This is a genomic window from Actinomyces oris (genome assembly GCF_001937445.1).
GTDB classification, from domain to species: Bacteria; Actinomycetota; Actinomycetes; order Actinomycetales; family Actinomycetaceae; genus Actinomyces; species Actinomyces acetigenes.
Genome location: NZ_MSKS01000015.1, coordinates 29,090 through 55,252, shown reverse-complemented (window position 1 = coordinate 55,252; position 26,163 = coordinate 29,090). Strand labels below are relative to the sequence as shown.

Below are 26,163 nucleotides of genomic sequence, written 5' to 3'. Positions count from 1 at the left end.
CGCCGTGGGCCCCCGCCGTGTGCGTGCTCCCCTCCGGGGCGGGCGCCCCTTGACCACGGCCCAGCGGGACGCCAGGATCACGATGTGGTCAACGTCCCCATTATGTTCTGACAAAATCGCACCGTTGGCCGTCTGGGACGTTAGGCTGGGGGCACATGCAAGGCGCTGGGCGCCCGGCCGGTCCGCCGCTGAGACCTTGGTCTGAGTCCGGCCCTACCCACCCCATAGGCGGGGCGGGTCCGCGAAACCGACAATCAGGAGTCGATAACGATGAGAACCATTGCGCACTGGGTTGACGGAAAGTACTACGAGGGAAACCCGATCGGGCGCTTCGCCGTCGAGAACCCGGGGACCGGTGAGGTCGAGGCCGAGCTGCTCCAGGCCTCCGACGCCGACCTCGACCACGCCGTCGAGGTGGCCCGCCGCGCCCAGAAGGAGTGGGCGAAGGTCTCGCTGGCCAAGCGCACCGCCATCATGTTCCGCATGCGCCAGCTGGTCCTGGACCACTCCGACGAGATGGCCAAGATGATCGTGGCCGAGCACGGCAAGAACTACTCCGACGCCATCGGTGAGATCCAGCGCGGGCGCGAGACCCTCGACTTCGCCACCGCCATCAACCTGGCCCTCAAGGGCGAGCACTCCTTCGACATCTCCACCGGCGTGGACATCCACACCCTGCGTCAGCCGGTCGGCGTCGTCGCCGGCATCTGCCCCTTCAACTTCCCGGCCATGGTGCCCATGTGGATGCACCCCATCGCCATCGCCACCGGCAACGCCTTCATCCTCAAGCCAGCCTCGGCCACGCCGTCGGCGGCACTGCTGACGGCCGAGCTCTACAAGGAGGCCGGCCTGCCTGACGGCGTCTTCAACGTCGTCTCCGGCAACCGCACCATGGTCTCCAAGGTCCTTGAGCACCCCGGCATCGACGCGATCTCCTTCGTGGGCTCCACCCCGGTGGCCCACATCGTCCAGAACACCGGCATCACCCACGGCAAGCGCGTCCAGGCCCTGGGCGGGGCGAACAACCACGCCATCGTCATGCCCGACTCCGACCTGGACTTCGCCGCCCAGCACATCTCCGCCGCCGCCTTCGGGGCCGCCGGCGAGCGCTGCATGGCCCTGCCCGTCGTCGTGGCCGTGGGCGGCTGCGGACCGGACCTCGCCCGCCGCGTCAAGGCCCACGCCGAGAAGATCAAGGTCGGCTACGGCATGGACGAGGGTGTCGAGATGGGCCCGGTCATCGACGCCAAGTCCAAGGAGTTCATCACCGGACTCATTGACGACGCCGAGGCCAAGGGCGCCGAGGTCGTCCTCGACGGCCGCACGCTGGTCATCCCCGGACACGAGAAGGGCCACTTCCTCGGCCCGACCATCGTCGACAATGTCCCCCTGGAGTCCTCGCTCTACACCGAGGAGGTCTTCGGGCCAGTGCTCGCCATCGTCCACGCCGACACCTATGAGGAGGCCATCAAGCAGGTCAATTCCTCGCCCTTCGGCAACGGCGCGGCCATCTTCACCAACGACGGCGGCGTGGCCCGTCGCTTCGAGCTCGACGTCGAGGCCGGCATGGTGGGCATCAATGTGCCGATCCCGACACCGGTGGCCTACTACTCCTTCGGCGGCTGGAAGGAGTCGCTCCTGGGCGACACCCACATCCACGGCCCCGAGGGCGTGCGGTTCTACACCCGCGCCAAGGCCGTGACCACCCGCTGGCCCTCGGAGAAGACCTACGCCGCCACCATGTCCTTCCAGCGCGAGGAGTGAGCCCGGCTGCTCCGCCACCCATCACTGCGGACGCACCATAGACCTCAAGGACGGATCCTGCAGGATGAGTCCGCGGGCCCTATGGTGCGTCCGCGCCTGGCTGGGACCTCGGGTGACGTGCCCTTCATCCGCACGTCTCACTCCGTCAGCACCACCAGCCAGGCAAGCCTCGCAGGAATTGCCGCCACACTAAGAGACTCACTCCATGAACCCGCATCCGCCGCGCAGCGCGCCACCCGCTCCGCTCCGCCTCAGCCTGTACGCCTGGGCGGCAGGTCTGTTCCTCGGCGCCCTGGAAGGGGCGCTGGCCATCGGGGTCGCCGGCGCGCGCGGCAGCGCTCTGCCCCTGGTCGGCGCTGTTGCTGCGGCGATGGTGCTGGGGACCGTCTCCGGCCGCCCTCTTACCCGGTACCTGGGGCGACAGCGAATGGGGCTGCTCATGGGCGCTCTGGCAGTGCTGGGTGCCGGGGTCGCAGCCGGGCTCGGCGGCGTCGGCCTGATCGGGGCGGGCCTGGTGGGCCTGGCGGTGGGCGGGGTGCTCGTCGTGGCGCCACTGGTCTGCCACGAGCTCTCCCTTAGGGGGCACAAGCGACTCATGCCGCAGGCCATGGCCCTCGGTCCGGCCGGGGCCGGCGTCGTGGTTCTAGCGGCCTGGTGGAGTCCTTCGCGGCTCCTCATCGCCTGGGTGGTGGTCGCCGTCGCCGCGCTGGCGTACCTGGTCTGCGCCCTGCTCCTGCCCGAGAGCCCGGTCTGGCTGGTGCGGCAGGGACGCGACGTTGAGGCCTTCGAGGCGCTGCGCCGTCTGCACGGGACCCTGGAGGCCTCCGTGGCCATCGACTGGACCCGCCTGGATGCGGAGATGATGGCCGAGCAGCAGGCCATGTCCACCGGCGAGCTGCGGGTGCCCGAGGTGCGTGCCGCCGTGCTCACTGGCGCCGTCCTCATCATCGCCCAGGAGGCGCCCCTGGGGGCGGCGGCCCTGGTCCTCGCCCCACTGCTCGCCACCGATCTCGGGCTCGCACCCGCTGCGATCGCCATAAGCGCCGTGACATGGATAGGGCTGGCACTCCTCGCCCTGGCGCTGGTGACCCGGGTCGAGCAGCTGCGATTCCTGCGGGTGGTGCTGGGAACGGTCGTCGCCGTCCTGGGGGCCACCTTCCTGGTGACCGGCATGACCCTGGGAGGCGTGGGCGGCGCCTGGACGATCATCGTCTCCCTGGCGATCCTGGTCGCCAGCCAGTCGGTGCTGGTGCTGCCGGCCTGTCAGGGGGCGATCGACCCGCGGATCCCGCCCTGGCTGGTGGAGGCGCAGCGGCGCGCCTCGGCGACCGGAGGGGTCCTGGCGCGTGCCGGAGTCCTCCTGGCCTCACTGCTCATCGTGAGCTACCTCGGGACCCGCGCCCTGTTCTGGGTGGTCTTCACGCTGTCGGTGCTCAGCGTCGCCGTCGTGCTCCTGCGCCTGCCGCGCGAGCTGAAAGTCTAGGGGAGTGCGAGCGCGGGGCGTCTCTGAGGGCAGCGTCAGCGCATCCGACTTCAGGCCTATGATTTGTCAGGACAAATATCGTATGGTGGGGGCGTGGCCTTGAGGAGGCCACTCGGCGGCCCGACGTCGTCGACACCTGACAGAGAGGCACCTGAGCATGACGAGCAATGAGGCGGTCCAGGCCTCACAGACAACCGTGTCCATCCCTGAGACCATGAAGGCCGCGGTCCTGCGGGACCACGAGGTCGGCCTGCAGATCGAGACCCTGCGCACCCCCCGGCCCAAGGCAGGCGAGGTCCTCATCAAGGTGGCCGCCTGCGGGCTGTGCCACTCCGACCTCCACGTCATCGGCGGCGCCATTGCCTTCCCTCTGCCGGCGGTGCTCGGCCACGAGGTCTCCGGCACTATCGTGGAGCTCGGCCCCGGTAACGAGCACACCGGCTTGACGGTCGGGCAGAAGGTGGCCGGCGGCTTCCTCATGCCCTGCGGCCAGTGCGACGCCTGTGCCTCGGGGCGCGACGAGCTGTGCGGCCCCTTCTTCGACCTCAACCGCCTCAAGGGTGTCCTCTACGACGGCACCACTCGCCTGGCGACCCTCGATGGCGAGCCGGTGGCCATGTACTCCATGGGTGGCCTGGCTGAGTACGCGGTGGTTCCCTCTACCGCGGTGGCCCCCGTGCCGGACACCATCGATATGGTGCCGGCGGCCATCCTGGGCTGCGCGGCCATGACCGGTTACGGGGCCGTGCGCCGCGGCGCCGACCTGCGCTACGGGGAGACCGTCGCCGTGGTCGCCACCGGCGGCGTGGGCACCAACATCGTCCAGATCGCCCGGGCTTTCGGTGCCAGCCAGGTCATTGCCATCGACGTTGATGACGACAAGCTCGCCCCCATGCTCGACTACGGGGCTACGGCTGTGGTCAACTCCGTCACCCAGGACGCCCGCGAGGAGGTCTTCCGGCTTACCGGCGGCAAGGGTGTCGACGTCTCCTTTGAGGCCCTGGGCATCCCCGCCACCTGGACCACCGCTCTGGATGTCCTGGCCGACGGTGGCCGCATGGTGCCGATCGGCCTGGGGGCCGGCGTGCAGACCGCTGGGGTGGAGATCAACCGCACCGTGCGCCGCTCGCAGTCGATCCTCGGCTCCTACGGGGCGCGCACCCGCCAGGACCTGCCGGCTGTCGTCGACCTGGCTGACAAGGGCGTCATCAACTACCGCGATATCGTCTCGCGCCGCCTGCCGCTGGAGGAGGCCGGTGCCGGCTACACCGCGCTGCGCAACCGCGAGATCCAGGGGCGCGCCGTCGTCGACATGTCGCTGTGATCCCAGCCGGTCAGTCCCGGTTGTCGGGGCTTGACCGCGCCCCCTCATCCTCGCGCCTCCTGCTCGGGCCCTGCCGGTCAGAGTGGGAGGCGCGATGCGTGATCCGAAACTGAGTCTGAGGGCGCGGCGTGTCCAAATCGGTGACAAAGGAGCCCGTGGCCCAAACGGACCGTCAACGGAACCGCGGAATCATGCGGTATCTTATTGGCGCTGTGAGCCTGGGGCCCTCCTTTGTATCCGATTTGGACATCTTGGGTGTCGCGGTGGCGCGCCGTCAACCGTAGGGGGCGTCTGACTGACTAGTGTGACCATCGCAAGGAGCGAAGGAGGAGCCCTGTATGTCCACTGAGCTGGAGCGCACTCTGGAGCGCAACAAGAAGAACGTCAAGGCCTTCTACGACCTGATGTTCAATCAGTGTCGGCCGAGGGAGGCGCTGGAGCGCTACGCCGGCGAGGAGTACCGGCAGCACAACACTCACGTGGCCGACGGCAAGGAGGCCTTCGTCGAGTACTTCGAACGGATGGCTCGCGACTACCCTGGCAAGAGCGTGGAGTTCGTGCGTGCCTTCGCCGAGGGGGACTACGTCATCCTGCACTGCCACCAGCGGTGGCCGGGGTCGGAGGACTACGCGGGCATCGACATCTTCCGCCTCGATGAGCGTGGCCGGATCGTGGAGCACTGGGACGTGCTCCAGGTGATCCCGGAGACCTCCGCCAACGACAACGGCATGTTCTGACTCCGGCGCGGGCGCCGGCGCGTCAGCTCTGCGCCAGCGCTTTCCAAGCCTCAATGCTGGCGGCGATGTCCCCCGGGACGGCGATGGAGCGCTGCTCGATCTGCTGAGGGACCTCCGGTTCCTGGTTGAGGGTGGCGAAGATGGCTGAGGTGTTGGCGTAGGTCCGCTGCCAGAAGGGGAACTTGATGAGTGAGGGCGTGTTCCACCCCACCCCGATCTCCAGGTAGAGGACCCGGTCCGACTCGTGCTCGGACAGGAACCGGCGGTATCGCTCAGCAGCGTCGTGCCAGTGCTCGTCCTCCACGAAGGTGCCGTCCACCCGCAGGTTCATCGCCGCAGGTTCCTTGCACCTGGGGCATACGGGCAACAACGATGATGGAATGCGCAGGTCCCGCTGCCGCTCCACCATCTCTCGCACGGCCGACTTGTTGGACCACGTCCCGGCGTGGCAGGGAACAGAGCACTGCCACAACCCGTAGTCGCCCTGAGTGGCGAAGACGAGCGACTCGTCGAAGCCATTGCGGGCGAAGGCGTGGTCGACGTTCGTGGTGATGACGAAGTAGTCCGTGTCCACCAAACCATTCAGGATGGCCCTCAGGTCCTGGTAGAGGGGAAGGACGGGGTTGTCGTAGCGGTTGGCCATGATGTGCCGGGACCAGTAGGCCCACCGGTGCTCCGGTGTTGGGAAGGGGTAGAACCCGGAGGAGTACATGTCTCTCAGGCCGAACTCCTCGATGAAGTCAGGGAAGAGGCGTGTGAATCGGGGGCCTGAGTAGGACAGGCCCGCTGCGGCCGACAGCCCCGATCCGGCACCGAGAACGACGGCGTCGGCCTGAGAGGCTGCGTCGGCTAGACGCCGGATCGTCGTCGGCCCCTCAGCGGTCAGGGTCGAGGAGGCCGCGGTAGATCGATTCGTCGATTGGATCGAAGACATTGAAGACCACCTTTGTCAGTGACTGGAAACGGGGGAGCAGCTCGCGGACGGTGCGGACCGCGATGGTGGCGGCCTCGGCCTTGGGATAGCCGAAGATACCGGTGGAGATGCAGCACAGCGCGATGCTGGAGGCCCCCAGGTTCTCGGCAGCGAGCAGGCAGGAACGGTAGGAGGAGGCCAGGAGCGCCTCGTGCTCCGGGGTCGGCTCCCCCTGCACGATCGGCCCGACAGTGTGGATGACGTAGGTGGCTGGCAGGTGGTAGCCGCCGGTCACGGTTGCCGTCCCGGTGGGCTCGGGACGGCCCCGAGCGGCCATGATGTCTGCGCATTCCTGGCGTAGTCCGGGGCCTGCGGCCGAGTGGATGGCGTTGTCGATGCAGGCGTGCAGCGGCTGGAAACATCCGAGGAGAGCGGAGTTCGCCGCGTTGACGATCGCGTCGGCCCGGATTGTCGTGATGTCGCCGCGCCACAGAGACAGGCGTGGATCAAGGGGTGCGCCTGGTAGATCGCCAGCGTCGAGGGTCTCCCGCTCAGCGGCCTCAGCGGACAGCAGTCGTGCCAGTGAGCAGCTCAGTTCAGGGGATAGTGGAATGGCGGGACGCATGGCGAGCAGGGCCCGCAGCGCCAGCCGGCGCCGACCAGGATCGCCGGCCGAGACGGTGTCCAGGAGCTGCTGGCCGTTGGGCTGCTCCTGAAGCAGGAGGGCCAGCGATGTATCAACGAGGGCGCTGCGCTGAGACTGCGTCAATGGACCTGGAGACATGTGATCCTCGCTGCCGGAGACGGGTGAGATACTTAGTTACTATTGGATAGTAGATATCAGACAGAAACTCAGGAAGGCGGATGTCGCGTGGTGTATGTCATGAGCGCTCGGCCGTCGCTGCGTCGACAGGCAGTGACGTGTGCCTGCGACGCTCTGGGCATGAGAAGAAGAGGGGCGCCGTCTGTGCGGTGCCCCTCGGTTTGCCATGGCTGCGCGGGCTTCCTTGGCCGCGCAGCCTCGTTATTTCTGCGCCCTTGCTGGGCTGGGTCCGGGTCCTGCGTTGCTTGTGGTGCGTGGTCCGGATCCGGTGGAGCTCCAGTGAGCTCGTTGGAATCGTCTACGCTCAGCGGGCCTCGAGGAGGTTGATGCCGGTGTAGATGCCCACGCCCATGGTGATCGCGGCCAGGACGGAGGAGGCGAACATGAGGGTCGGGATGCCGGTGACGGCGCCGACAACGGCCATGACCATGACGGCGACCATGACGGCGATCATGGCGATGGTGAAGGTGAGGCGGTTGGCGTCGGTCTGCGTGCCGGTGATCGCCTGGGTGTCGGTGGTGGAAGCGGCGGTCTCGACGGTCTGGGTGGGGCGCTCGGTGGTGGTGGCGGTCATGTGAGTGTTCCTCTCGGTGCGTGTCGAGCAGGTCCGCCTGACCGTGAGTCGTGCGTCCCTGCACGACGGTGTGCAGCCCGTGGGCTGGACGGAGGTTTCTCCGTCACGTAGAACTCTAGGAAGCCGCCACCTAATTGTCTAGACAAAGGATCGTGACGTGTGTTGCGCCGATGGATCGTGGAACACAGGGCGTCGCGGGGAGAGGGGGTGCTCTCGGAGGGGCGTGCCCGAACGCGGCGTCATTGAGGGGATTCCCCGTCCTGGTAGGGCGTTGAGAATACTAACGTCACGCTGGTTTTGATGCGGGAGCGCGACCTGTGCGGCAGGAGTGCGACATCAACCACTGGTCTAGTCATCCTGTGGTGGCGGGTAGCGCCGAGAGGTGGCGTCGTTGCCGGCCGGCAGGGCGGAAGGCGGCGGGATGCCGCCCCGGCTATTCTGTTCCGGTGAAGACCAGCCAGACTTCTTCCAGCGCCGTCGGCCCCGTCCTCGTGGTGGACTTCGGCGCCCAGTACGCCCAGCTCATCGCCCGCCGCGTGCGCGAGGCCGGTGTCTACTCCGAGATCGTGCCCCACTCCATGGATGCCGCCGCCATGCTGGACAAGCAGCCGTCGGCCATCATCCTCTCCGGTGGCCCCTCCTCGGTTTACGCCGACGGCGCCCCCTCCGTTGACCCTGCCCTGTTCGACGCCGGAGTGCCGGTCCTGGGGATCTGCTATGGATTCCAGGCCATGGCCCAGGCCCTGGGCGGAACGGTCGGACGCACTGGCACCCGCGAGTACGGGCACACTCCCGCCCGCGTGGAGGAGGGCTCCTGCCTGTTCGACGGCACCCCGGACGATCAGGTGGTGTGGATGAGTCACGGTGACGCGGTCCAGGCCGCTCCCGAGGGCTTTACCGTCACCGCCTCCACCTCCCAGACGCCGGTGGCCGCTTTCGAGAACCCGGGCCGCCGCCTCTACGGGTTGCAGTGGCACCCCGAGGTCCTCCACTCCGAGCACGGGCAGGCCGCCCTGGTCAACTTCCTGCACAAGGAGGCGGGGCTGCCGGCCACCTGGACGCCGGACAACATCATCGACGAGCAGGTGGCCCGCATCCGCGAGCAGGTGGGCGACGCCCACGTCATTTGCGGCCTGAGCGGGGGAGTGGACTCCTCCGTGGCCGCCGCCCTCGTCCACCGCGCCATCGGCGACCAGCTCACCTGCATCTTCGTCGACCACGGCCTGCTGCGCGCCGGCGAGCGCGAACAGGTCGAGCACGACTACGCCGAGGGCATGGGCATCCGCGTCATCACGGTCGACGAGACCGAGCGCTTCCTGAGCGCCCTGGCCGGCGTCACCGAGCCGGAGGCCAAGCGCAAGATCATCGGCCGGGAGTTCATCCGCTCCTTCGAGGCCGCCCAGCGCCGCGTCATCGAGGCCGTCGGGGCTGAGGGCGGCGAGATCCGCTTCCTGGTCCAGGGGACTCTCTATCCCGACGTCGTTGAGTCCGGTGGGGGAGAGGGCGCCGCCAACATCAAGAGCCACCACAACGTGGGTGGCCTGCCCGAGGACCTCGACTTCGAGCTCATCGAGCCGCTGCGCGAGCTGTTCAAGGACGAGGTGCGCGCCATCGGTCGCGAGCTGGGCGTGCCGGAGAAGATCGTCGCCCGTCAGCCCTTCCCCGGACCGGGGCTGGGCATCCGCGTCATCGGCGAGGTAACGGCCGAGAACCTGCGTGTGCTGCGGGCCGCCGACGCCATCGCCCGCGAGGAGCTCACCGCCGCCGGGCTCGACGAGGAGATCTGGCAGTGCCCGGTGGTGCTGCTGGCCGACGTGCGCTCCGTGGGGGTGCAGGGCGACGGGCGCACCTACGGTCACCCCATTGTTCTGCGGCCGGTCAGCAGCGAGGACGCCATGACGGCGGACTGGACCCGCCTGCCTTACGATGTCCTGGCGCGCATCTCCAACCGGATCACCAACTCCGTGCCGGAGGTCAACCGGGTGGTGCTCGACTGCACGAGCAAGCCCCCGGGCACCATTGAGTGGGAGTGACGGGAGAGCCAGGACGACTGGCCGTCGCCTGCTGGGCCCCGCCAGTGCAATGCGCCGGCGGGGCCCAGTTGTGCTCGTTGGTGGGCGCGAGCGGGGGTGTCTGCCGGTCCCGCTTGGCTGGCTGGGATCTGCAGATGTGCGGGGTGGCCGCGGGCAGACGGGGTACTGGGGTCGGCCCTGCTATCGAGGACTGCGATTCTCGTCGAGGACGTACGTATCCCCCAGATCGCTGGGATTCCCCCGCAGTGGTCTGGAGGAGAAGTCAGTCCTCGTAGAGAAAGTACGTCCTCGATCCGGTGAGACCTGGATGTGGGTCGGCGATTGCGTGACTACAGGAATGTTGGGTGCTTGTCTGAGTGTCGGCTGGAGCTTTGAAAAATTGTCGACAGATCGATAGTGGATTATAAGTCCTGTGTTTCGATGGAGGTTGAGTCTGGGGTGAATGATTGTTGGCGCCGACTTCTTTCGGGGTTCGCAATAGTTCTGTGATCGCGTCGTCAAGGCCGAGTGGCGATGTGCGTAAATGCCTGTCCTGGTGGGTGGTGCGATGCTGCTGATGGTCGCGACCTTATTAAGTTTCATTCGGCAGGTTAGTGGCCGTTTTGGAATGTAGTAATTCTGAATTCTGTGCTTCTGTGCATGCTGTCTGGGTGTTGCTCTGACTACGATGAGCAGTGCAGCGGGTGTCGCTGCATTCGTTTGTCTCGTTTCGACATACTGTCGAATATCAGGAGCCACAATGTCGTACCCTCCTCAGTCCACCCCTCCTCAGCAGTACCCGCCTCAAGATCAGGTTCCTGTGCCCATGCAGCAAGCACCTGCGCCGGTGAAGAAGGGGCGCAACACCGTGGGCATCGTTGCTCTGGTGATGGCGGTTGTCGGGTTCATCTTCGCCTGTATCCCTGGAGCCCTCATCGTCGGCTGGATCCTGCTGCCAATCTCCTTCATCGTCGGTTTGGTAGGCCTCTTCCGAAGGGGTGAGGCCGTTTGGCCTGCAATCACCGCGGTGATCGTCTCGGTTGTCGGAACCATCGTCGGTGTCTTCGTCTTCCTGGTGGTTGTCGGCAACGCCGTTGATGAGGCGATGTCCTCCACGAGCGCCGTCTCTGCGTCACCGGCTCCCGATGGGGCGTCGTCGAACTCAGGAGGATCGGGTGCTGCGGACTCCGCACAGGGAAAGACTCGGGAGAACCCCTACCCGCTCCGTACCGAGATCTCCAGCAAGGACTGGAAAGTGGTGATCAACTCGGTCACCTTCAACGCTAACGATGCGGTGGCCTCGGCCAACCAGTTCAACGAGCCTCCCGCTGAAGGGAAGGAATACGTTCTCATCAACTACACCGCCACCTACATCGGCAACGACCCAGCCGGAGAAACGCCCGCTTTTGTGCTGGTCGACTTCGTGACAGCGGAAGGTGTCACCATTGACGGTGCCGACTCCCTCGTCGCCGCCCCGGATGCCATCGACTCTACGACAGTGCTGTACAAGGGGGCCAGCGTCTCAGGCAACATCGTGCGCGCGGTACCGTCGGCCAACGCCCAGGACGGGGTCCTTGCGGTGACCCCCGGTCTTCTGGCCGGCAAGGTCTTCGTCGCCGTGAAGTGACGACGGCGGCGCGAACCCGCAGGGCCTGACAGTGGGGCCGGCCACCACCTGGTGACCGGCCCCAACGTCGTATGGGACGGGTGCGCCTGCGCCCTACAGGGCCGACCGGGCCCGGGCGCGCCCCACGGCCACGGCGACGGAGAAGACCGCGACGGCGAGCAGGGCGCAGATGCCGCAGTCCACCAGCAGGGGGCCAATGACGTCGGCGGACGTGGAGGTCGCGTCGTACGCCCCGGAGATCGCCTGGTCCGCCCAGTAGCCGGGCGTGAGCCTCGCGGCCCGGGCGAGCGAGTCGGGCAGCCACTCGATGGGTACCCACGCACCGCCCAGGAAGGACAGGGCCATGCCGCCGATGTTGGCCACGGCGTTGGCCGCGTGCCGGCCCAGACCGATCTGCCCCATGAGGAATCCGATGGAGACCGCCACGAGCGTGTAGCTGCCCACAGCCGCAGCGACCACCCCCAGCAGTGGAGTCGACGTCGCCACGCTGCCCAGGCCGAAGGCCGCCACTCCCAGCCCGAAGACCCACAGCCACCCGGCGAGGCCCACGACGAGGCACGCGCCCAGCAGCCCGAGGCTGCGGGAAGTGCCGCTGACCGGGGTGGCCTCGAGGCGTGCGCGCACCGCCCGGCGCCCCAGCGCCGCCATCAGTGTGGAGATCGTGACGACCGCGAAGGCCATGAGCGGGTAGAAGGAGAACTTGGCGTAGGTGACGAAGCTGTGGGACAGAGGCGTGGCGTCCGGGGTGACCCGTTTCGCGGGGGCGGAGTGGTTCATCGTCTCCTTGGCCAGGGAGACGGCCCGGGCCGGATCGTCCGTGACGGTCGAGAGGTAGTCGCTGACCTGCCCCACGTAGGAGTCGGTGCGCACGTTCATGAGCGCTCCGGACGCTGACTCGTACCCGATGACCGTGTCCATGCGGGGCGGTTCGGTGCCCTCGCGGGCCGCCTGCTGCAGCCTGTGCCCGTAACCGGCGGGAATGATGAGGATGTAGCTGATGCGGTTCTGTGCGGTGGCGTCCTGGAGCGCCCTCCTGGAGTCCTCAATCGGCTGCGCCTCGCCGACGGACTCGACGTAGTCCTTGAGCCCGCGGGAGATCGTGGAGCCGTCGCGGTCGATGACGGCCACACTTGCCGTGGCGGCCGCGACTTCATCGGAGTTGTCCTCGGACTTGGCCATCCCGGTGAACAGGCCGAACAGGCTCAGCACCACCAGGTAGATGAGGATGTACAGCCGGTGAGCGGCCACAACTCTCACACATGTCTTAAAGGTGCTCATGGGTCATCCTCCTGGCCCGGATCAGGGCGATAGTCAGGAACAGGCACGTCATGCCCAGCAGGACCGCGCAGCTGCGGGCGAAGGGCGCCAGGGAGTCGTAGTACAGGAGTCCGTAGAAGCAGCGGGCCGTCTGCCACAGGGGATTGGCCTGCGCCAGCAGCGGTGCGTGCTGCTCAATGGAGCTGGCCAGGGACTGGGCCGCGGGCCCGTACAGGCCGGTGAACAAGGACAGCAGGGTCGTGAAGCCGGAGATCATCCCGATCTCCAGGCGCGCCAGCGTCCCCAGGGCGGCGCCTACCGCACTCGCCATGAGGCTGCAGACCCCAATCGCCACGAAACACAGCAGCACATGGGGCCCGAAGTCCACGCCCACGACCGAGGCCATGAAGGCGAAAGCGACGAGCAGGCAGACGAACACGCACACCCAGGAGGCCGCGAGCGTGGCCGTCAGGACCTTCCAGCGGGGCAGACCCGCCAGGGTCTGCCGGGCGCCCACCGGTGAGACGGCCATGATTCCCTTCACGGCCACCAGGGCCACGGTCGTCCCCATGCCGCAGGCGAAGGCCAGCAGCGCGAAATAGTAGTGGGTCTGCGGCTTGACCGGGGAGGGCGTCACCGAGATCGAGCGGGTGAAGGCCTGATCGGTCTCAAGCGCGGCCAGCTTCTCAGAAGCCGCCCCCGCCTTGGCCAGGGCCACGTACTCGGCCCGCCTCTGGGTGTAGGAGTCCATGACCACTCGCAGCACCCGAGTCGTCTCGGCCTCGTTGCCCTGCTGAGTCACGTGCAGCACAGGATCGCTGCCCTCGACGGCGAGATACCCGTTGGTCTCTCCCCGCTTCGCGGCGGCCTCGGCCTGCGCGACCGTGGAGTGGGTGACCTTCGTGATGAGGTGATGATCGGCGTCGGCGGCGGAGATGCGCTCCACGACGGCGTCCAGCCCCGGAGCCGCCCGGTAGGGCTCGTCCTGGACGACGCCGAAGCTCATGGGGGTGGCCTCAAAGGCCTTGTCCAGGTTGGAGAACATGGCCATGAAGATGAGGGACAGGACGATGGGGATGCCGAGCGTCCACACGAGCAGGACCCGGTCTCGCAGGAGCCTGAGTACTTGATACAGGAAGACGGTCAACATCTCAGGCCGCCTCGTCTCGCAGGGCCCGCCCGGTGATCTCCAGGAAGACGTCGTTGAGGGTCGGGGGCTCGGAGGTCACCCGGCCGCAGGTCGCCCCCGCGGCATCCAGTGCCCTCATGACATCGGTGAGGTTGTGAGCCCCGGGGGAGCACTCGATGAGCACCTCACCGTCCTGGTAGGCGGCCGTGCGCACATGCTCCAGGCGGCGCAGGCCCTCCAGGGCATCCTCACCCAGCAGGGCGGGGTCAACGACCTCCACCCGGATGCGCTCACCGGTGCCGATCATGGCCTTGAGCTCGTCGGAGGTACCGGAGGCCACCTGCCGGCCACGGTCCACGATGATGATCTGGTCGCACAGCTGCTCCACCTCCTCCATGTAGTGGCTCGTGTAGATGATGGTGGCGCCGCGCTCGTTGAGGCGCTTGATGCCCTCGAGGATGGCGCCCCGGCTCTGCGGGTCGACGGCGACCGTGGGCTCATCGAGGAAGATGAGGTCGGGGCCGTGGGCGATGCCGCAGGCGATGTTGAGGCGGCGCAGCAGGCCGCCGGAGAGCTTCTTGGGCTTGAACTTCACGAACTTCTCCAGGCCGACGAAGGTGATCGCCTCGGCCACCAGGCGGCGCCTCTCGGCGCGGTCACGCACGTAGAGGGCGCAGAAGGCATTGACGTTCTCCGCCACCGTGAGCTCATCGAAGACGGCGACCTCCTGAGGCACCACGCCGATGCGGCGCTTGAGACCGTAGGAGGTGGGCGTCATCGGCTCACCGAAGACGTAGATCGAGCCCTTGTCGTAGGTGAGCAGCTGCAGGATGCAGCTGATCGTCGTCGTCTTGCCCGAGCCGTTGGGACCGAGCAGCCCCAGCACCTGACCACGCGGGATCGTCAGTGACAGGCCATCAACCGCGACCAGCTCCCCATAGCGTTTGACCAGGGAGTCGACCTCCACCGCCAGGCCCGCCTCGTGGTCCTCAATCTGGGTCTCCATCTCGGCTCCTTCCTTCGCTGCCTTTGCTGCGCCGGTGGTCCCCGGCTCGTGACATCCATGGTCCCGGGGCGCGGGGGCGGCCAGAAGTGCCTGGTGTCATGACTGTGGCCGGCCCCCATGACTTCTGTCATGAGAAGCCGCAACGAGTCTCTCGACGGCATTCCGAGTCCACGAGCGCCGGCCCTCGACCGATAATCAAGGGGTGAAGGTTCTGGTCGACAAAGGCGTGCTGCTGTGCTGCTGCCTCCTGCTGGCCCTGCTTGTGGGGCAGGCGAGGACAGCCGCCGTCATCTGGCTGATCGCGGCCGTGACCGTCGCCGGCCTGAGCATGAGCGCCGAGCAGCGACGGTGGGGGATCGCCGTGCCGGCCGCCTACCTCCTGGTGGGAGCTCTCTCGGCGGACTCGGTGACCGGGGCGCCGCTGGTCGTCTACGCCCTGGCCCGCCTCGGCGCGCTCGGGACACGGCGCGCGCGAATGGCGGCTGCGGCCGCCTGCATCCCCTTCGTGGTCGTCATGGCCTCCTGGGTCCAGGACACGCCCGTGCTGGCCCTGGCCCTGGTGTTCTGCGCGCTCGCGGTCCTCCTCGCGCTGCGCACCGTCCAGGAGGAGGCGGCGCGAAGGAGCCTGCACGTGGTGCGCGACGACCTGCGCGAGAAGGTCCTCACCCTGCAGGACACGAACGCCCAGCTGCTCCAGGCCCAGGACTACGAGCTGCGCGCCGCCGCCCTGGCCGAGCGCACCCGCATCGCCCGCGAGATCCACGACGGCGTCGGCCACCTTCTCACCCGCCTCCTGTTGCAGGTCAAGGCCCTCCAGGTCGTCCACCGCGACGAGCCGGGCGTCGTCGCCGACCTCACCACATTGGATGGTGGCCTCGACGAGGCCCTGGACTCCATGCGCCGCTCCGTCCACGCCCTGTCCGACGACGGCGAGGAGCTGGCCACCTCCCTCAACCTGCTGGGCTCGCGCTGCGGCATCGAGTCGGTGAGCGTGGACTGCCCCACCGACGTCGAGCCGCCAGCAGCGGTGGCGCGCTGCGTCGTCGCCGTGGTGCGCGAGGCCCTGACCAACGCCGCCCGCCACGGCGGGGCCCGTTCGGCCCGCGTGGCCGTCACCGACTACCCTGCGTTCTGGCAGGTGACGGTCGACAATGACGGCATCGTTCCCGCCGAGGGCGAGCCGGCCGTGGGCTGCCGCGTGGGCTCGGGCCTGGGGCTGCGCTCCATGACTGAGCGGGTCGAGGCCCTGGGCGGCCGGGTGCGGATCACCCCGCGGCCGCGGTTCACGGTCTTCGCCACGATCCCCAAGGACGGACAAGGCACACAAGGAGCATCATGAGGGTCCTCATTATCGACGACGACGCACTCGTCGCCCAGTCCCTGTCCACGATCCTGTCGGTTGAGGACGACGTCGAGGTCGTCGGCCTGGGCTGCTCGGGACCCGAGGCCACCGAGCGCTACCGGGAGCTGGCCCCCGACATCCTGCTCATGGACATCCAGATGCCCGGCGGGGACGGGCTCAGTGCGGCCGAGCGGATTCTGGCCGAGGACGCCGGGGCGCGCATCGTCTTCCTGACTACCTTCTCCGACGACGAGTACATCGTGCGGGCCCTCAAGATGGGGGCGCGCGGCTACCTCATCAAGCAGGACGTCGCCCAGGTCGCCCCGGCGCTGCGCTCCGTCATGGCCGGGGTATGCGTCCTGGAGGGGGAGGTGTTGGAGCGCAGCACCACCATGGGGCTGGGCGGGCGCGCCGGAGGACGGGAGCAGACCGAGGCGGGCCCGGGAACGTCCGCCAAGGACCTGCGGAGCACCACCTTCGCGGCCCTGACCGACCGCGAGTACGAGGTCGTCGAGGCCGTGGCCGAGGGACTGGACAACGCCGAGGCCGCGGCGCGGCTGTTCATGAGTGAGGGCACGGTGCGCAACCACATCAGCGCGATCCTGGCCAAGCTCGGCCTGCGCAACCGCACCCAGGTCGCGGTCATGTACTACCGCTGCGCACAGGCCGGGTGAGCCGGGTCAAGACGCGCGGTCTTGACCTGGATGAGTTCTTCGCCGTCGACGACGTGTCTCCGGCGAGTGTGCCAGTATATGTTCGCCGGTCAATAAACGCCACATGCCGGATCGAAACGGCGCCACATGCCGGACTGGATGGGCGCCACCTGGAGGATCAGAACGGTGCCGGCTACCGGTTAACGGTGTAGGAAAGCCGGTGTTCTCGGTGCAACAACCTGTTTCTCGACGTCGGAGCGGGGCTGTGGTTACCTGATGAGCGTAGCCATGCAGAGGGTCGCGGAAGAGAAAGGGACCAGCATGAGTATCGGAGAGGTCATTAGTGCAGCCCGGGAGGCTCAGGGGATGACTCAGAGTGACCTGGCGGGCAAGGTCCTTGTTACCCGCCAGGCCGTCTCGAGGTGGGAGACCGGGGTGACGACTCCGGGTGTCGATATGTGCAAGCTCCTCGCCGGCGCGCTTGACGTTCCAGTCACACGGCTTCTGGAGATGCCCCCGGAGCCGTGCTGCCAGAGCTGCGCTCTCCCCTTGGGCAAAGAGGCGGACTACGGTGCCGAGTCCGACGGTACGAAGTCGGAGGAGTACTGCACCTGGTGCTATCCGGACGGGGCCTTCACTGGAGAGGAATCGCTCGATGCCTTCATCGAGCACGCCGCCCCCTATATGGCCGAGGGGGTCGGTGTCTCTCGGGACGAGGCCATCTCTTACCTGGCTGTCGTCCTACCGACTCTCAAGCGGTGGGCTCCCCGGTGACGAGGCGGACGAGACTGCGGCGCTCCAGGTGACCCTGTCGACCGGAAGCTAAGCAGAGTCACCTTCTTCTATGACGCGCCATGTTCCTGCTCGAGCGCTCCCCTCTCTTCTCAGACGCCCCGCGCGGCGCAGGTCGGAGACAATACGTTCCGCTGTTCTGTGCGCGCACTCTAAATGGCCTGCCAGATCGGCAATGGTTGCACTCGGGTCAGCTTTGAAGAACGAGAGCGTCCGTTCCTCACGATCCTGGGCCGAAGAGTCTGATGCGTAGGGGATGAGCGTATCTCTGATAATCGTGAGCATGAAGGTGACAAAGGAATCGCTCGTCCCTGCCGTGTTGGAGCTCGCGATCGCTGCGTAGTAGTCGGCCTGGCGTCCGCGGATCACACTTTCAATCGGTAACCAGGCCAATGGGGATCGCCAGTGGGACAGCAGCAGCGTGTGCCATAGGCGCCCGGTGCGGCCGTTGCCGTCCGCGAAGGGGTGGATGAACTCGAACTCGTAGTGGAAGATGCAGGATACCAACAGAGGGTGAAGGTCGGTTGACGACATCCAGCCGAACAAGTCGCCCATGACCTCGGGGACGTACTGCGCTGGTGTCCCTGCGTGGACGAGTCTGCTCCCCTGAAAGACACCGGCGTTCCCTGAACGGTATCGTCCGGCGTCGTCGATGAGCCCGCGCATCATGACACCGTGAGCTCGCAACAGGTCATCGGCAGAATGAGGGTTGAGCTCATCCATGAGCTGATATGTGAGACGGGCGTTGTCCACCTCGAGAATCTGCTCGGCGGGACCAAGAACCCGTTTGCCGTCGAGGATTGCCGTGACCGTCTCACGTGAGAGCGTGTTCCCCTCGATCATGAGGGAGGAATGGATGGTGGTGATGCGCAGCTCGCGGTGAAGGACAGGGCTTGTGCTGAGAGGGGAGGTTGTTCCCAAAGCGCCGACGAGTTCGGCGATCTCCATGCAGAGCTCGTCGATCTCGGCGGTGCGGTTCAGCGGTGGCTCGTAGCCCATCTGTTCTCCTCTGAGATGCTCTCGGCTTGTCGAGAGACCGTGATGTTCTCGGTGTGACGACGATTACCGCCACACTTTACCGCCAGTGGCGGTAATGAGGGGGACGTGGATGGGTCAGGCGAGCTCGCCGGTGACGAGGCGGACGAGGTCTCGGCGCGCCCGGCGTCCCTCCGGGGTGGGGAACATCGGGTAGACGTGGTTGAGGTTCTCGCCGACGTGCAGCGTCGAGTCCACCCCGGCCTCCAGGAGCTTGGCGTGGAAGAGCGCATTGTCCGGCAGGAAGATCTCTCGAGTCCCCACGAAGGTCGTCACCTTCCTCAAACCCGACAGCTCGCCGTAGATGGGGGAGAGGTGCCAGTCGGTCACCGGGGTGCTGCCCGCCCAGGAACGGCCGATCTCGGCGAGGGGCTCGGGAGCCATGAGCGGGTCGGCGTCGACGTAGTCGGCGATATCCGGGTTGGTGTTGGTGATGTCGACCCACGGCGAGATGAGGGCGAGCTCGTCGGGCTGGGCGTCTCCGACCTCGGCCAGGGACAGGGCGATGACCACTGCCAGGCCCCCGCCCGCGCTGTCCCCCATGAGGACGATCCGCTTGCCCGGGTTCTCCGCCACCGTGCGCCGATAGAGCTCCAGCACCAACCGGTGCGCCTCGGACCAGGTGTGGTGGGGCGTCAGCGGGTAGAGCGGCATGACGACGTCGGCCCCCGCCCTGCGGGCGAGATGATCGACCAGGTGGGCGTGCGCCGAGTTGGCCGTTGAGATGTAGCCGCCACCGTGCAGGTAGACGATAACGGCCTTCGACGGCGTCCGCGGGCGGAGGTGGTAGACGGGCATGCCGGAGTCCTCGCGCCGCTCCAGGTCGTAGAAGAAGCGCCCCCAGGCCGGGAAGGTGATGGTGCGGGCAGGCTCGGGGCGGTCGGCTAGACGCGCGATCCGCTCGGTCATCGGAATGCGGGCCGCCAGTGTCTTGATCGGCCGGGTGCTGTACTCCGCCAGGCTCGCCGCGGCCGAGCGGCCATAGCGCCTGTGGGAGTACAGGCTGAAGGCCCCCACCGTCAGACCCACGCTGGCCGCGCCGACGGCGATCCTGCTCCCGCTGACTCTCCTGGGTGCCTTCATGATTTCCTCCACTCCACACAGCCCCGAGTGCTCTCCGACAACATCTCCGGAACCGGTGTCTGCTCCGTTATCGTAGGCGTCAGAACACCGCGATGATGGGGTGAATCCAGTTCGTTCACTCAGTGCGGAGGCCAGCACGTGGTGGAGCCGTCGGCATGACAAGAGGAGACTGCGATATGGAAACCTACGAGACCGACCATCTTGCCGCCGTCCGTGCTCTCGCCCCCGAGTGCATGGTGCTGCTGCGTTCCGACGGTGCCTTCCCCCTGGCAGAGCCGGGCGCGATCGCCCTGTTCGGCTCCGGTGCGCGACACACCATCAAGGGCGGGACCGGCAGCGGAGACGTCAACTCCCGTCACGTCACCACCATCGAGGAGGGCCTGGAGGAAGCCGGCTTCACCATCGTCACCCGGCCCTGGCTGGAGGCCTACGATCGTGTCCGAGCTCAGGCCCACGAGGACTTCGTCGCCGACATCAGGGCTGAGGCCGCCGAGCGCGGCGTCCCCGCCATCATGGTCGGCATGGGTTCGGTCATGCTCGAGCCGGAGTACACGATCCCCCTCGACGTCCCGGCCGGCACCGACCCGCACGCGGCCGTCTACGTCCTGTCCCGAACCTCCGGGGAGGGCAGTGACCGCGCCCCCGAGGCCGGTGACCTCAGGCTCACCGACACCGAGGTCCGTGACATCCTCACCCTGAACGGGCGCTTCGAGCGGTTCCTCCTCGTGCTCAACGTGGGCGGTGTCGTCGACCTCAGCCCGCTCAATGATGTTGCCAACATCCTCCTGCTCTCCCAGCTCGGCGCCTGCACCGGTGATGCCTTCACCGACGTCCTCCTGGGGCGGACCTACCCCTCCGGCAAGCTCGCCACCACCTGGGCCGCCTGGGACGAGGACGACCAGATCGGCGACTTCGGCGACCCGGACGACACCCACTACCGCGAGGGCGTCTACATCGGCTACCGCTTCTACGACTCGGTCGGCAAGGAACCGCTCCTCTCCTTCGGATTCGGCCTGGGCTACACGACCTTCGACGTCCAGACCCGCCAGGTGAGCCTCGACGGCGCCCGTGTGAGCATCGACGTCGACGTCACCAACACCGGTGAGCGCCCGGGCAAGGAGACCGTCCAGGTCTACGCCAGTGTGCCGGCCGGACGCCTCGACCAGCCCCTCCAGGCACTCGTCGGTTTCACCAAGACCGACGAGATCGCCCCCGGCGCCACGGCACGGATCACCGTCGACGTCGACCTGACCGACCTGGCCACCTACGACGAGGCCTCCCATGCCACGACCCTGGAGGCCGGGCGCTACCTGCTGCGGGCGGGAACCTCCAGCCGGCACCTCAGCCCCGTCGCCGTCGTCGAGCTCGCCCAGGACGCAACCGTGCGGCGCCTGACCGGCGACCTGGGGAAGCCCGGCTTCACCGACTGGAAGCCCGAGGCTCCGATCCTCCTCGACATCCCGGCAGGCCTGCCGGTGCTCGCCGTCGACCCGACCCACCTGCGCCTGCCGGACGTCGCCGAGCCCGCTGAGCAGTCCGCTCCGGAGGGCTTCAGTGAGGCCCTCGCCCTGGCCAGAGGGCTCTGCGACGACGAGCTCACCTACACCGTCCTGGGGGACTATCGCCGCGGCGAGGAGTCCGGCTCCGTCATCGGGGCGGCCTCCACCACCGTCATCGGTGCGGCGGGCCAGACCACCACCCGGATCCCCGGCCTGCCCAGCATCATCATGGCCGACGGGCCCGCCGGCCTGCGCCTGGCCCCCACCTACGGGGTCGACGCCGAGGGCCCCTTCTCCCTGGGCGACTCCAGCCTGCCCGCCGCCTTCCTCGAGCTCATGGACGACGCCGGACGCGAGGCCCTCGGTATCGCCGACGAGCCAGACCCCCGCGAACCCACCGAGATCCGCGAGCAGTACACCACCGCCATCCCCATTGGCACCGCGCTCGCCCAGTCCTGGAGCCCGGCACTGGTCGAGCGCCTCGGCGACGTCGTCGGGGCCGAGATGGAGCGCTTCGGCATCCACCTCTGGCTCGCCCCCGCTGTCAACCTGCACCGCAGTGTCCTGTGCGGACGCAACTTCGAGTACCTCTCCGAGGACCCGCTGCTGGCCGGACGCATCGCCGCCGCCATCACCCGCGGGGTCCAGTCCCACCCGGGGCGGGGCGTGACCATCAAGCACCTGGCCTGCAACAACCAGGAGACCAACCGCCTCAACTCCAACAGCTGGGTCAGCCCCCGAGCCCTGCGTGACCTCTACCTGCGCGCCTTCGAGATCTGCGTGCGCCAGGCCCGGCCCGCCGCCGTCATGACCTCCTACAACCTCATCAACGGCGTCCACACCTCCGAGTCGGCCCAGCTGCTCGAGATGATCCTGCGCCGGGAGTGGGGCTTCGACGGCCTGGTCATGACCGACTGGGTCGTTGACGGCATGACCCGCAGCGACATGAAGCACCCGCGTGCCACCGCGGCCGCCGCCATCAAGGCCGGCAACGAGCTCTTCATGCCCGGAGGCGAGACGGACCGGCAGGACCTCCTGGCGGCCCTGGATCGGGGGAGCGCAGGGCGCGGGGTGGGTGGCCGGACCGAGCCGGACGGCGGAGGCGCGGCTCTGACGCGGGGCGACCTCGAGAAGCAGGCCGCCCGCGTCATCCGCTCGGCCTGGAGGATAGCTACGATCTCGACATCCTGATGCTTGTGCTGTAGAATTAATCGAAGGATTCAGCAGCGGGAGGTGTGATGCCGACGATCAAGCCAGTATCAGATCTGAGGAGCTACACCGACGTTCTCAAGGATGTTGCGGAGGGCTCGCCTGTTTTCCTCACCAAGAATGGCCATGGGAGGTACGTCCTTCTCGATATGAAGGACTATGACCGCATTAAGGCGGGTCGTCGTCTCCTCCGAGAGGTCGAGGCGGGTCGGATTTCTGGTGAGGAGCAAGGGTGGGTTAGTGCTGCAGACGTGCGTGCGCACTTCGTCGCACGGCGGGATTCCGCCCATGAGCGCTGAGATCGTCTACTCCACTGATGCTCTCATTGATCTTGATGAGGCCTGGGATTTCACGGTTGAGACCTCCGGTGACCCGGACTTAGCGTTTCAGCAGGTGGATGCCCTGCTTGAGGCGGTCGAAGGGGCTCGTAGCTACCCGTTGGCCGGGAGTAGGTTAGATGTTGTTGTTGGCACGCCAACTGACAGTCGCTATGTTGTGGCTGGTCGTCTGCTGGCTGTTTACAGCATTGAAGAGCACTTCATTCGGGTGGATCGGATCTTCGATACTCGGCAGGACTGGGTCTCTGTGCTCGTCCGGCGTGGCTGAGATCCCGTGTTCTGGGAGGACTGCTGGGGCCTGTCGCTGGGGCATTGAACGTGACATGCTCAGCAGGAGCCGCCCACACATCGTAAGGAGCCCTCCATGGCGCTGACACCTCAAGCACGTGAGACCTTCACCAGGCTGTTCGGGGTGGAGCCCCAACCCCACCCCACGGACCCTGAGCTCTTCGACATCCTCCAGAACGAGATCTTCGACGAGGCCTTCTCCACAGGAGTCCTCACCGACGTCGAGCGAGAGCTGCTCACCGTCACCGTCCTGACCGCCATGCAGACCCTCCCGCAGCTCACGGCCCATGTGGGCGCGGCCCTCAACATCGGCGCCAGCCCGCTCCAGCTGCGCGAGACCATCTACCAGTGCGCCCCCTACATCGGCTTCCCCAAGACGCTCAACGCCATCGACATCGCCAATAAGGCCTTCGAGGCACGCGGCATCTCCCTGCCCCTGGAGAGTGCCGGCACCGTCGACGCCACCGACCCCAGTGCCCGCGAGCAGGCCGGCGCCGCCATCCAGGCCCCGCTGTACGGCAACGAGGTCAAGGAGGTCTTCTCCGCCCTGCCCGAGCCCTTCGACCAGTTCGTGCCCCACCTGCTGACCTCCTCGGCCTTCGGCGACTTCGCCACCCGTGGCGGCCTCGACGTCGCCCAGCGCGAGCTCATCAGCCTCGTGGCCATCGCCGCCATCGGCGCCACCACACAGTTGCGCCCGCACGTGGCCGGGGCGATCAGGGCCGGCTCCTCCCGCCAGAAGGTGGCCGCCGCCCTGGTGCAGGTCATGCCCTACATCGGCGGCCCCTACGCCCTGTCCGGCCTGGTCCTCGTGGCCCGCTACGACGAGAACGCCTCCACAGAGGCCTACCGCTGACGCTGCGCGTCCTCACCCGTTCGGCGACCCGTCTACGATGGCCGCCGGGCCGGTTCTCGTTGCCGGCCCCGCACAGCAAGGAGAACACGTGACGACGACGCAGCCCTACCTCTCACGGCAGGTCACCCTCACCGTCCAGGGGCAGAGGCTCGGGGGACTGGCCTACGTCCCGCGCACGGCGTCGTCGACCCCCGCACCCCTGGTCATCTGCTGTCACGGCATGGAGGGCTCCCACACCCGCGTCGCCCCTATGGCCCGGCGCTTCGCCGCGGCCGGGGCCGTGGCCATCTGCTTCGACTTCCGCGGGGGCGGCGGCAGCGCCAGCCAGGGCGAGACGACCGCGATGTCGGCCCTCACCGAGCTGGCCGACCTCGAGGCCGTCCTCACCGCCGCCTGCGCCTGGCCGGAGGTCGACGCCTCCCGGGTCGCCCTGTTCGGGCTGAGCCTGGGCGGAGCGGTCGCAGCGCTCGCGGCCGCCCGCCACCCGCAGCAGGTCACCGCCCTGGCCCTGTGGTACCCGGCTCTGCGGCTGGGGGAGAACCTGCGCGCCGCCTTCCGCACGCCGGTGGCCGTGCCCGAGGAGTTCGACTGGGCGGGCACCCGCCTGGGACGCGCCTACGCCATCGACGGCTGGAACCTGGAGGTCGGGGCCGAGCTGGCCACCTACCGCCGCCCCGTGCTCATCGTCCACGGGGACCAGGACCGCGCCGTGCCCATCGAGGTCTCCCGAACCGCCGTGAGCGCCCTGCCCGATGCCGAGCTCGTCACCATCCCCGGCGCCGCCCACGGCTTCGGCGACGCCAACTGGGAGGAGGCCATGCGCCGCACCATCGGCTTCCTGGCCTGGAACGGGGTCCTTGAAGAGGACTGAGAGGACTGAGCCGCGCGGCGGGCAGCGGCAGCGGGCGGCGCAGCCCGTTTTCTGACAGCGGTGGTTCCTGGGGCGCCCACATCGCAGAATTGCTGCCATGAGCGCACACGAGACGGCGGACCTGACCAGTGTCAGCAAGACGATGCTGCTGACCCTCCACGCCAAGGCGGAGCACACGCTCTGCGAGCGGCCGCGCTTCACGGATCCCACCGCCGTCGAGCTCGTCTCCCGGCTCGACTACGACTTCACGATGGCCAGGCAGGACCGGCTCATGGCCGACGGCGTCGTGCTGCGCACCCTCACGCTCGACCCGCTTGTGGCCGGGTACCTGGCCACCCACCCCGGTTGCACGGTGGTCAACATCGCCTGCGGGCTCGACACCCGCTTCCAGCGCCTCGACGACGGGCGCGTCACCTGGTACGACCTCGACCTGCCCGACGTCATCGCGCTGCGACGCCGGCTGCTCGAGGACGGTGAGCGTCACCGCACCATTGCCGCCTCCGCCCTCGACCCCGCCTGGCCCAACCAGCTGGGGGACGTGAGCCGCGACGTGCTCGTCATCATCGAGGGGCTGAGTATGTACCTCGAGCGGGAGGAGGTGCGCACGCTCCTGGACATCATTGCGGCGCGCCTGCCCGGGGCGACCGTCCTCATCGAGGTCATGCCTCGCCTGTTCCAGAAGTACGGTCGGGAGCGCTCAGTGGAGGATGCGGGGGCGCGTTACACCTACGGTTGCTCCAGCGCCGCAGAGTTCCGCCGGACGGTGGCCCCCGGCTATACGCTGCTCCACGACGTCCCCTTCACCCGCACCATTGCGCGCTACCACCCCCTGCTCGCGCCCCTGGTGCGGCTTCCGCTGGTGAGCAGACTCTCCGAGCGCATCGTGGTGCTGCGAGCGTGCCATCGAGACAATGCCTCAGTGATCTCCTTGAGTGAGAGCCTCCCAGCGGCGACGTCCATCACCAGCTGGTAGGCGTCGTCGTCGGGAGCCTCGACCCAGTGGCCGTTGATGTCCAGGAAGACCAGCGTGGTCAACCACCCCAGGGGCTTGTTGCCATCCACCAGCGGATGATTGCGGACCAGGGAATCGAGCAGCGCCGCCGCCTTCTCATCGATCGTGGCGTAAGCGTCACGTCCCCAGAGCATGGTCGCAGGTCGGTGCAGCGCCGAGTCGAGCAGGCCGAGATCCCGGACCGGTCCCACAGCGAGGTCCTCAATGAGTGACAGTGCGTCCTCGAGCGTCAGGTACTCGACCATCTCTGCCCGATCAGCGGCCGAGGTGTTCCAGGACCTCGGCGTACCGGTTGCGGATACGGGCGGAGGCGTCCGCGACTCGCTGTTCATGTCCACGGCGCGCGGCCACCTCGTGGATCGCCCGGATCGTCGCCTCCTGGCGGCTGACCCCGTCCTCCTGTGCAAGGAGCGCGAGCAGCCGCTCATCCTCTTTGCTCAAGCGCAATGTCATCGCCATGCCTCCACAGTATTAGGTGGTACCAGACTGGTATCAGGTCGGGTGTGTTCTCAGGATCGACCGGATTCCGCAGCTCA

The 26,163-nt window shown here is 67.5% G+C and carries 24 protein-coding genes and 1 pseudogene; 15 read left to right on the top strand and 10 right to left on the bottom strand.

Annotated elements, in window-relative coordinates; all coding sequences use genetic code 11:
* The first annotated feature begins 270 nt into the window (after positions 1-270).
* The 4 genes from BKH20_RS05170 to BKH20_RS05155 all read left to right on the top strand — a co-directional run bounded on the left by BKH20_RS05170 (position 271) and on the right by BKH20_RS05155 (position 5,308).
* On the top strand, positions 271-1,764 hold the full coding sequence (locus BKH20_RS05170; RefSeq protein WP_075390206.1) for a CoA-acylating methylmalonate-semialdehyde dehydrogenase: 1,494 nt from the start codon (positions 271-273) through the stop codon (positions 1,762-1,764).
* A gap of 205 nt (positions 1,765-1,969) precedes the next feature.
* Positions 1,970-3,247: an MFS transporter gene (locus BKH20_RS05165; protein ID WP_075390205.1), complete on the top strand. Its 1,278-nt coding sequence runs from the start codon at positions 1,970-1,972 to the stop codon at positions 3,245-3,247.
* A 157-nt stretch (positions 3,248-3,404) separates the two neighbouring features.
* Positions 3,405-4,571 carry a zinc-binding dehydrogenase gene (locus BKH20_RS05160; RefSeq protein ID WP_075390204.1) on the top strand — a complete coding sequence of 389 codons (1,167 nt, stop codon included), beginning with the start codon at positions 3,405-3,407 and terminating at the stop codon, positions 4,569-4,571.
* Between the two features lie 338 nt (positions 4,572-4,909).
* Positions 4,910-5,308, top strand: coding sequence for a nuclear transport factor 2 family protein (locus tag BKH20_RS05155; RefSeq protein WP_075390203.1), 399 nt, complete (start codon positions 4,910-4,912; stop codon positions 5,306-5,308).
* Positions 5,309-5,330: 22 nt separating this feature from the next.
* On the opposite strand, the gene BKH20_RS05150 is transcribed toward BKH20_RS05155, so the two are convergent.
* From BKH20_RS05150 to BKH20_RS05140, 3 genes are all read right to left on the bottom strand, one after another.
* Entirely contained in the window at positions 5,331-6,242 is a 912-nt protein-coding gene (locus tag BKH20_RS05150) for a Sir2 silent information regulator family NAD-dependent deacetylase (protein WP_081381600.1), read from the bottom strand.
* On the bottom strand, positions 6,184-7,005 hold the full coding sequence (locus tag BKH20_RS05145) for a protein-ADP-ribose hydrolase (RefSeq protein ID WP_075390239.1): 822 nt from the start codon (positions 7,003-7,005) through the stop codon (positions 6,184-6,186). The genes BKH20_RS05150 and BKH20_RS05145 overlap by 59 nt, the downstream gene beginning before the upstream one ends.
* Positions 7,006-7,348: 343 nt before the next feature.
* Complete coding sequence (locus BKH20_RS05140; RefSeq protein WP_075390202.1) at positions 7,349-7,618, bottom strand: hypothetical protein; 270 nt, start codon at positions 7,616-7,618, stop codon at positions 7,349-7,351.
* Positions 7,619-8,064: 446 nt separating this feature from the next.
* On the opposite strand from BKH20_RS05140, the gene guaA reads away from it, so the two are divergent.
* Both guaA and BKH20_RS05130 read left to right on the top strand, forming a co-directional pair.
* Positions 8,065-9,651 (top strand): glutamine-hydrolyzing GMP synthase, encoded by a 1,587-nt coding sequence (gene guaA, locus BKH20_RS05135; protein ID WP_075390201.1) that lies wholly within the window; start codon positions 8,065-8,067, stop codon positions 9,649-9,651.
* A 739-nt stretch (positions 9,652-10,390) separates the two neighbouring features.
* A complete protein-coding gene (locus tag BKH20_RS05130) occupies positions 10,391-11,257 on the top strand; it encodes a hypothetical protein (protein WP_075390200.1) in 867 nt (288 codons plus the stop codon).
* 93 nt (positions 11,258-11,350) lie between these two features.
* On the opposite strand, the gene BKH20_RS05125 is transcribed toward BKH20_RS05130, so the two are convergent.
* Genes BKH20_RS05125 through BKH20_RS05115 form a run of 3 tightly spaced genes read right to left on the bottom strand, consistent with a single transcriptional unit; the run spans position 11,351 to position 14,649 of the window.
* On the bottom strand, positions 11,351-12,535 hold the full coding sequence (locus BKH20_RS05125; RefSeq protein ID WP_256693040.1) for an ABC transporter permease: 1,185 nt from the start codon (positions 12,533-12,535) through the stop codon (positions 11,351-11,353).
* Positions 12,522-13,664, bottom strand: a complete 1,143-nt coding sequence (locus BKH20_RS05120) for an ABC transporter permease (protein WP_075390199.1) — start codon at positions 13,662-13,664, stop codon at positions 12,522-12,524. The genes BKH20_RS05125 and BKH20_RS05120 overlap by 14 nt, the downstream gene beginning before the upstream one ends.
* A 1-nt stretch (position 13,665) precedes the next feature.
* A complete protein-coding gene (locus BKH20_RS05115) occupies positions 13,666-14,649 on the bottom strand; it encodes an ABC transporter ATP-binding protein (protein WP_075390198.1) in 984 nt (327 codons plus the stop codon).
* Between the two features lie 202 nt (positions 14,650-14,851).
* Here BKH20_RS05115 and BKH20_RS05110 point away from each other — a divergent pair, with 202 nt between their 5' ends.
* The 3 genes from BKH20_RS05110 (at position 14,852) to BKH20_RS05100 (ending at position 17,418) form a co-directional block, all read left to right on the top strand.
* Positions 14,852-15,988 (top strand): sensor histidine kinase, encoded by a 1,137-nt coding sequence (locus BKH20_RS05110; RefSeq protein WP_075390197.1) that lies wholly within the window; start codon positions 14,852-14,854, stop codon positions 15,986-15,988.
* Positions 15,985-16,665 carry a response regulator transcription factor gene (locus BKH20_RS05105; protein WP_075390196.1) on the top strand — a complete coding sequence of 227 codons (681 nt, stop codon included), beginning with the start codon at positions 15,985-15,987 and terminating at the stop codon, positions 16,663-16,665. The genes BKH20_RS05110 and BKH20_RS05105 overlap by 4 nt, the downstream gene beginning before the upstream one ends.
* A 300-nt stretch (positions 16,666-16,965) precedes the next feature.
* Positions 16,966-17,418, top strand: coding sequence for a zinc ribbon domain-containing protein (locus BKH20_RS05100; RefSeq protein ID WP_075371667.1), 453 nt, complete (start codon positions 16,966-16,968; stop codon positions 17,416-17,418).
* A 48-nt stretch (positions 17,419-17,466) separates the two neighbouring features.
* Here BKH20_RS05100 and BKH20_RS05095 read toward each other — a convergent pair whose 3' ends face one another.
* Both BKH20_RS05095 and BKH20_RS05090 read right to left on the bottom strand, forming a co-directional pair.
* Positions 17,467-18,435 (bottom strand): Fic family protein, encoded by a 969-nt coding sequence (locus BKH20_RS05095; protein WP_075390195.1) that lies wholly within the window; start codon positions 18,433-18,435, stop codon positions 17,467-17,469.
* Between the two features lie 114 nt (positions 18,436-18,549).
* On the bottom strand, positions 18,550-19,554 hold the full coding sequence (locus tag BKH20_RS05090) for an alpha/beta hydrolase (RefSeq protein ID WP_075390194.1): 1,005 nt from the start codon (positions 19,552-19,554) through the stop codon (positions 18,550-18,552).
* 176 nt (positions 19,555-19,730) lie between these two features.
* Between BKH20_RS05090 and BKH20_RS05085 the strand changes: the two genes are divergently transcribed.
* The 6 genes from BKH20_RS05085 (at position 19,731) to BKH20_RS05060 (ending at position 25,588) form a co-directional block, all read left to right on the top strand.
* Entirely contained in the window at positions 19,731-22,244 is a 2,514-nt protein-coding gene (locus tag BKH20_RS05085) for a glycoside hydrolase family 3 protein (RefSeq protein WP_178388550.1), read from the top strand.
* 47 nt (positions 22,245-22,291) lie between these two features.
* Complete coding sequence (locus BKH20_RS05080; protein WP_075390193.1) at positions 22,292-22,561, top strand: type II toxin-antitoxin system prevent-host-death family antitoxin; 270 nt, start codon at positions 22,292-22,294, stop codon at positions 22,559-22,561.
* The gene (locus BKH20_RS05075; RefSeq protein WP_075390192.1) at positions 22,551-22,868 is read left to right on the top strand and encodes a type II toxin-antitoxin system RelE/ParE family toxin; all 318 of its coding nucleotides are present in this window, start codon (positions 22,551-22,553) and stop codon (positions 22,866-22,868) included. Before BKH20_RS05080 ends, BKH20_RS05075 begins: the two co-directional genes overlap by 11 nt.
* Positions 22,869-22,964: 96 nt before the next feature.
* Positions 22,965-23,744 (top strand): carboxymuconolactone decarboxylase family protein, encoded by a 780-nt coding sequence (locus BKH20_RS05070; protein ID WP_075390191.1) that lies wholly within the window; start codon positions 22,965-22,967, stop codon positions 23,742-23,744.
* 88 nt (positions 23,745-23,832) lie between these two features.
* Positions 23,833-24,615 (top strand): alpha/beta hydrolase family protein, encoded by a 783-nt coding sequence (locus BKH20_RS05065; RefSeq protein ID WP_075390190.1) that lies wholly within the window; start codon positions 23,833-23,835, stop codon positions 24,613-24,615.
* 97 nt (positions 24,616-24,712) lie between these two features.
* Positions 24,713-25,588: a class I SAM-dependent methyltransferase gene (locus BKH20_RS05060; protein ID WP_256693039.1), complete on the top strand. Its 876-nt coding sequence runs from the start codon at positions 24,713-24,715 to the stop codon at positions 25,586-25,588.
* Here the strand turns inward: BKH20_RS05060 and BKH20_RS14945 are convergent.
* Together BKH20_RS14945 and BKH20_RS05050 are read right to left on the bottom strand one after the other, a co-directional pair.
* Positions 25,582-25,872, bottom strand: a pseudogene (locus BKH20_RS14945) (type II toxin-antitoxin system death-on-curing family toxin); the annotation flags it as partial. The gene BKH20_RS05060 and the pseudogene BKH20_RS14945 overlap by 7 nt on opposite strands.
* Positions 25,873-25,882: 10 nt before the next feature.
* Positions 25,883-26,086, bottom strand: a complete 204-nt coding sequence (locus BKH20_RS05050; protein WP_075390188.1) for a CopG family transcriptional regulator — start codon at positions 26,084-26,086, stop codon at positions 25,883-25,885.
* Between the last annotated feature and the right edge of the window lie 77 nt (positions 26,087-26,163).

What these genes read in the sequence shown, in the direction of transcription:
- BKH20_RS05170 (WP_075390206.1), top strand. Translation starts at nt 271, where the DNA reads ATGAGAACCATTGCGCACTGGGTTGACGGAAAGTACTACGAGGGAAAC.
- BKH20_RS05165 (WP_075390205.1), top strand. Translation starts at nt 1,970, where the DNA reads ATGAACCCGCATCCGCCGCGCAGCGCGCCACCCGCTCCGCTCCGCCTC.
- BKH20_RS05160 (WP_075390204.1), top strand. Translation starts at nt 3,405, where the DNA reads ATGACGAGCAATGAGGCGGTCCAGGCCTCACAGACAACCGTGTCCATC.
- BKH20_RS05155 (WP_075390203.1), top strand. Translation starts at nt 4,910, where the DNA reads ATGTCCACTGAGCTGGAGCGCACTCTGGAGCGCAACAAGAAGAACGTC.
- BKH20_RS05150 (WP_081381600.1), bottom strand. Translation starts at nt 6,242, where the DNA reads ATGTCTTCGATCCAATCGACGAATCGATCTACCGCGGCCTCCTCGACC.
- BKH20_RS05145 (WP_075390239.1), bottom strand. Translation starts at nt 7,005, where the DNA reads ATGTCTCCAGGTCCATTGACGCAGTCTCAGCGCAGCGCCCTCGTTGAT.
- BKH20_RS05140 (WP_075390202.1), bottom strand. Translation starts at nt 7,618, where the DNA reads ATGACCGCCACCACCACCGAGCGCCCCACCCAGACCGTCGAGACCGCC.
- BKH20_RS05130 (WP_075390200.1), top strand. Translation starts at nt 10,391, where the DNA reads ATGTCGTACCCTCCTCAGTCCACCCCTCCTCAGCAGTACCCGCCTCAA.
- BKH20_RS05125 (WP_256693040.1), bottom strand. Translation starts at nt 12,535, where the DNA reads ATGAGCACCTTTAAGACATGTGTGAGAGTTGTGGCCGCTCACCGGCTG.
- BKH20_RS05120 (WP_075390199.1), bottom strand. Translation starts at nt 13,664, where the DNA reads ATGTTGACCGTCTTCCTGTATCAAGTACTCAGGCTCCTGCGAGACCGG.
- BKH20_RS05115 (WP_075390198.1), bottom strand. Translation starts at nt 14,649, where the DNA reads ATGGAGACCCAGATTGAGGACCACGAGGCGGGCCTGGCGGTGGAGGTC.
- BKH20_RS05105 (WP_075390196.1), top strand. Translation starts at nt 15,985, where the DNA reads ATGAGGGTCCTCATTATCGACGACGACGCACTCGTCGCCCAGTCCCTG.
- BKH20_RS05100 (WP_075371667.1), top strand. Translation starts at nt 16,966, where the DNA reads ATGAGTATCGGAGAGGTCATTAGTGCAGCCCGGGAGGCTCAGGGGATG.
- BKH20_RS05095 (WP_075390195.1), bottom strand. Translation starts at nt 18,435, where the DNA reads ATGGGCTACGAGCCACCGCTGAACCGCACCGCCGAGATCGACGAGCTC.
- BKH20_RS05090 (WP_075390194.1), bottom strand. Translation starts at nt 19,554, where the DNA reads ATGAAGGCACCCAGGAGAGTCAGCGGGAGCAGGATCGCCGTCGGCGCG.
- BKH20_RS05085 (WP_178388550.1), top strand. Translation starts at nt 19,731, where the DNA reads ATGGAAACCTACGAGACCGACCATCTTGCCGCCGTCCGTGCTCTCGCC.
- BKH20_RS05080 (WP_075390193.1), top strand. Translation starts at nt 22,292, where the DNA reads ATGCCGACGATCAAGCCAGTATCAGATCTGAGGAGCTACACCGACGTT.
- BKH20_RS05075 (WP_075390192.1), top strand. Translation starts at nt 22,551, where the DNA reads ATGAGCGCTGAGATCGTCTACTCCACTGATGCTCTCATTGATCTTGAT.
- BKH20_RS05070 (WP_075390191.1), top strand. Translation starts at nt 22,965, where the DNA reads ATGGCGCTGACACCTCAAGCACGTGAGACCTTCACCAGGCTGTTCGGG.
- BKH20_RS05060 (WP_256693039.1), top strand. Translation starts at nt 24,713, where the DNA reads ATGAGCGCACACGAGACGGCGGACCTGACCAGTGTCAGCAAGACGATG.
- BKH20_RS05050 (WP_075390188.1), bottom strand. Translation starts at nt 26,086, where the DNA reads ATGGCGATGACATTGCGCTTGAGCAAAGAGGATGAGCGGCTGCTCGCG.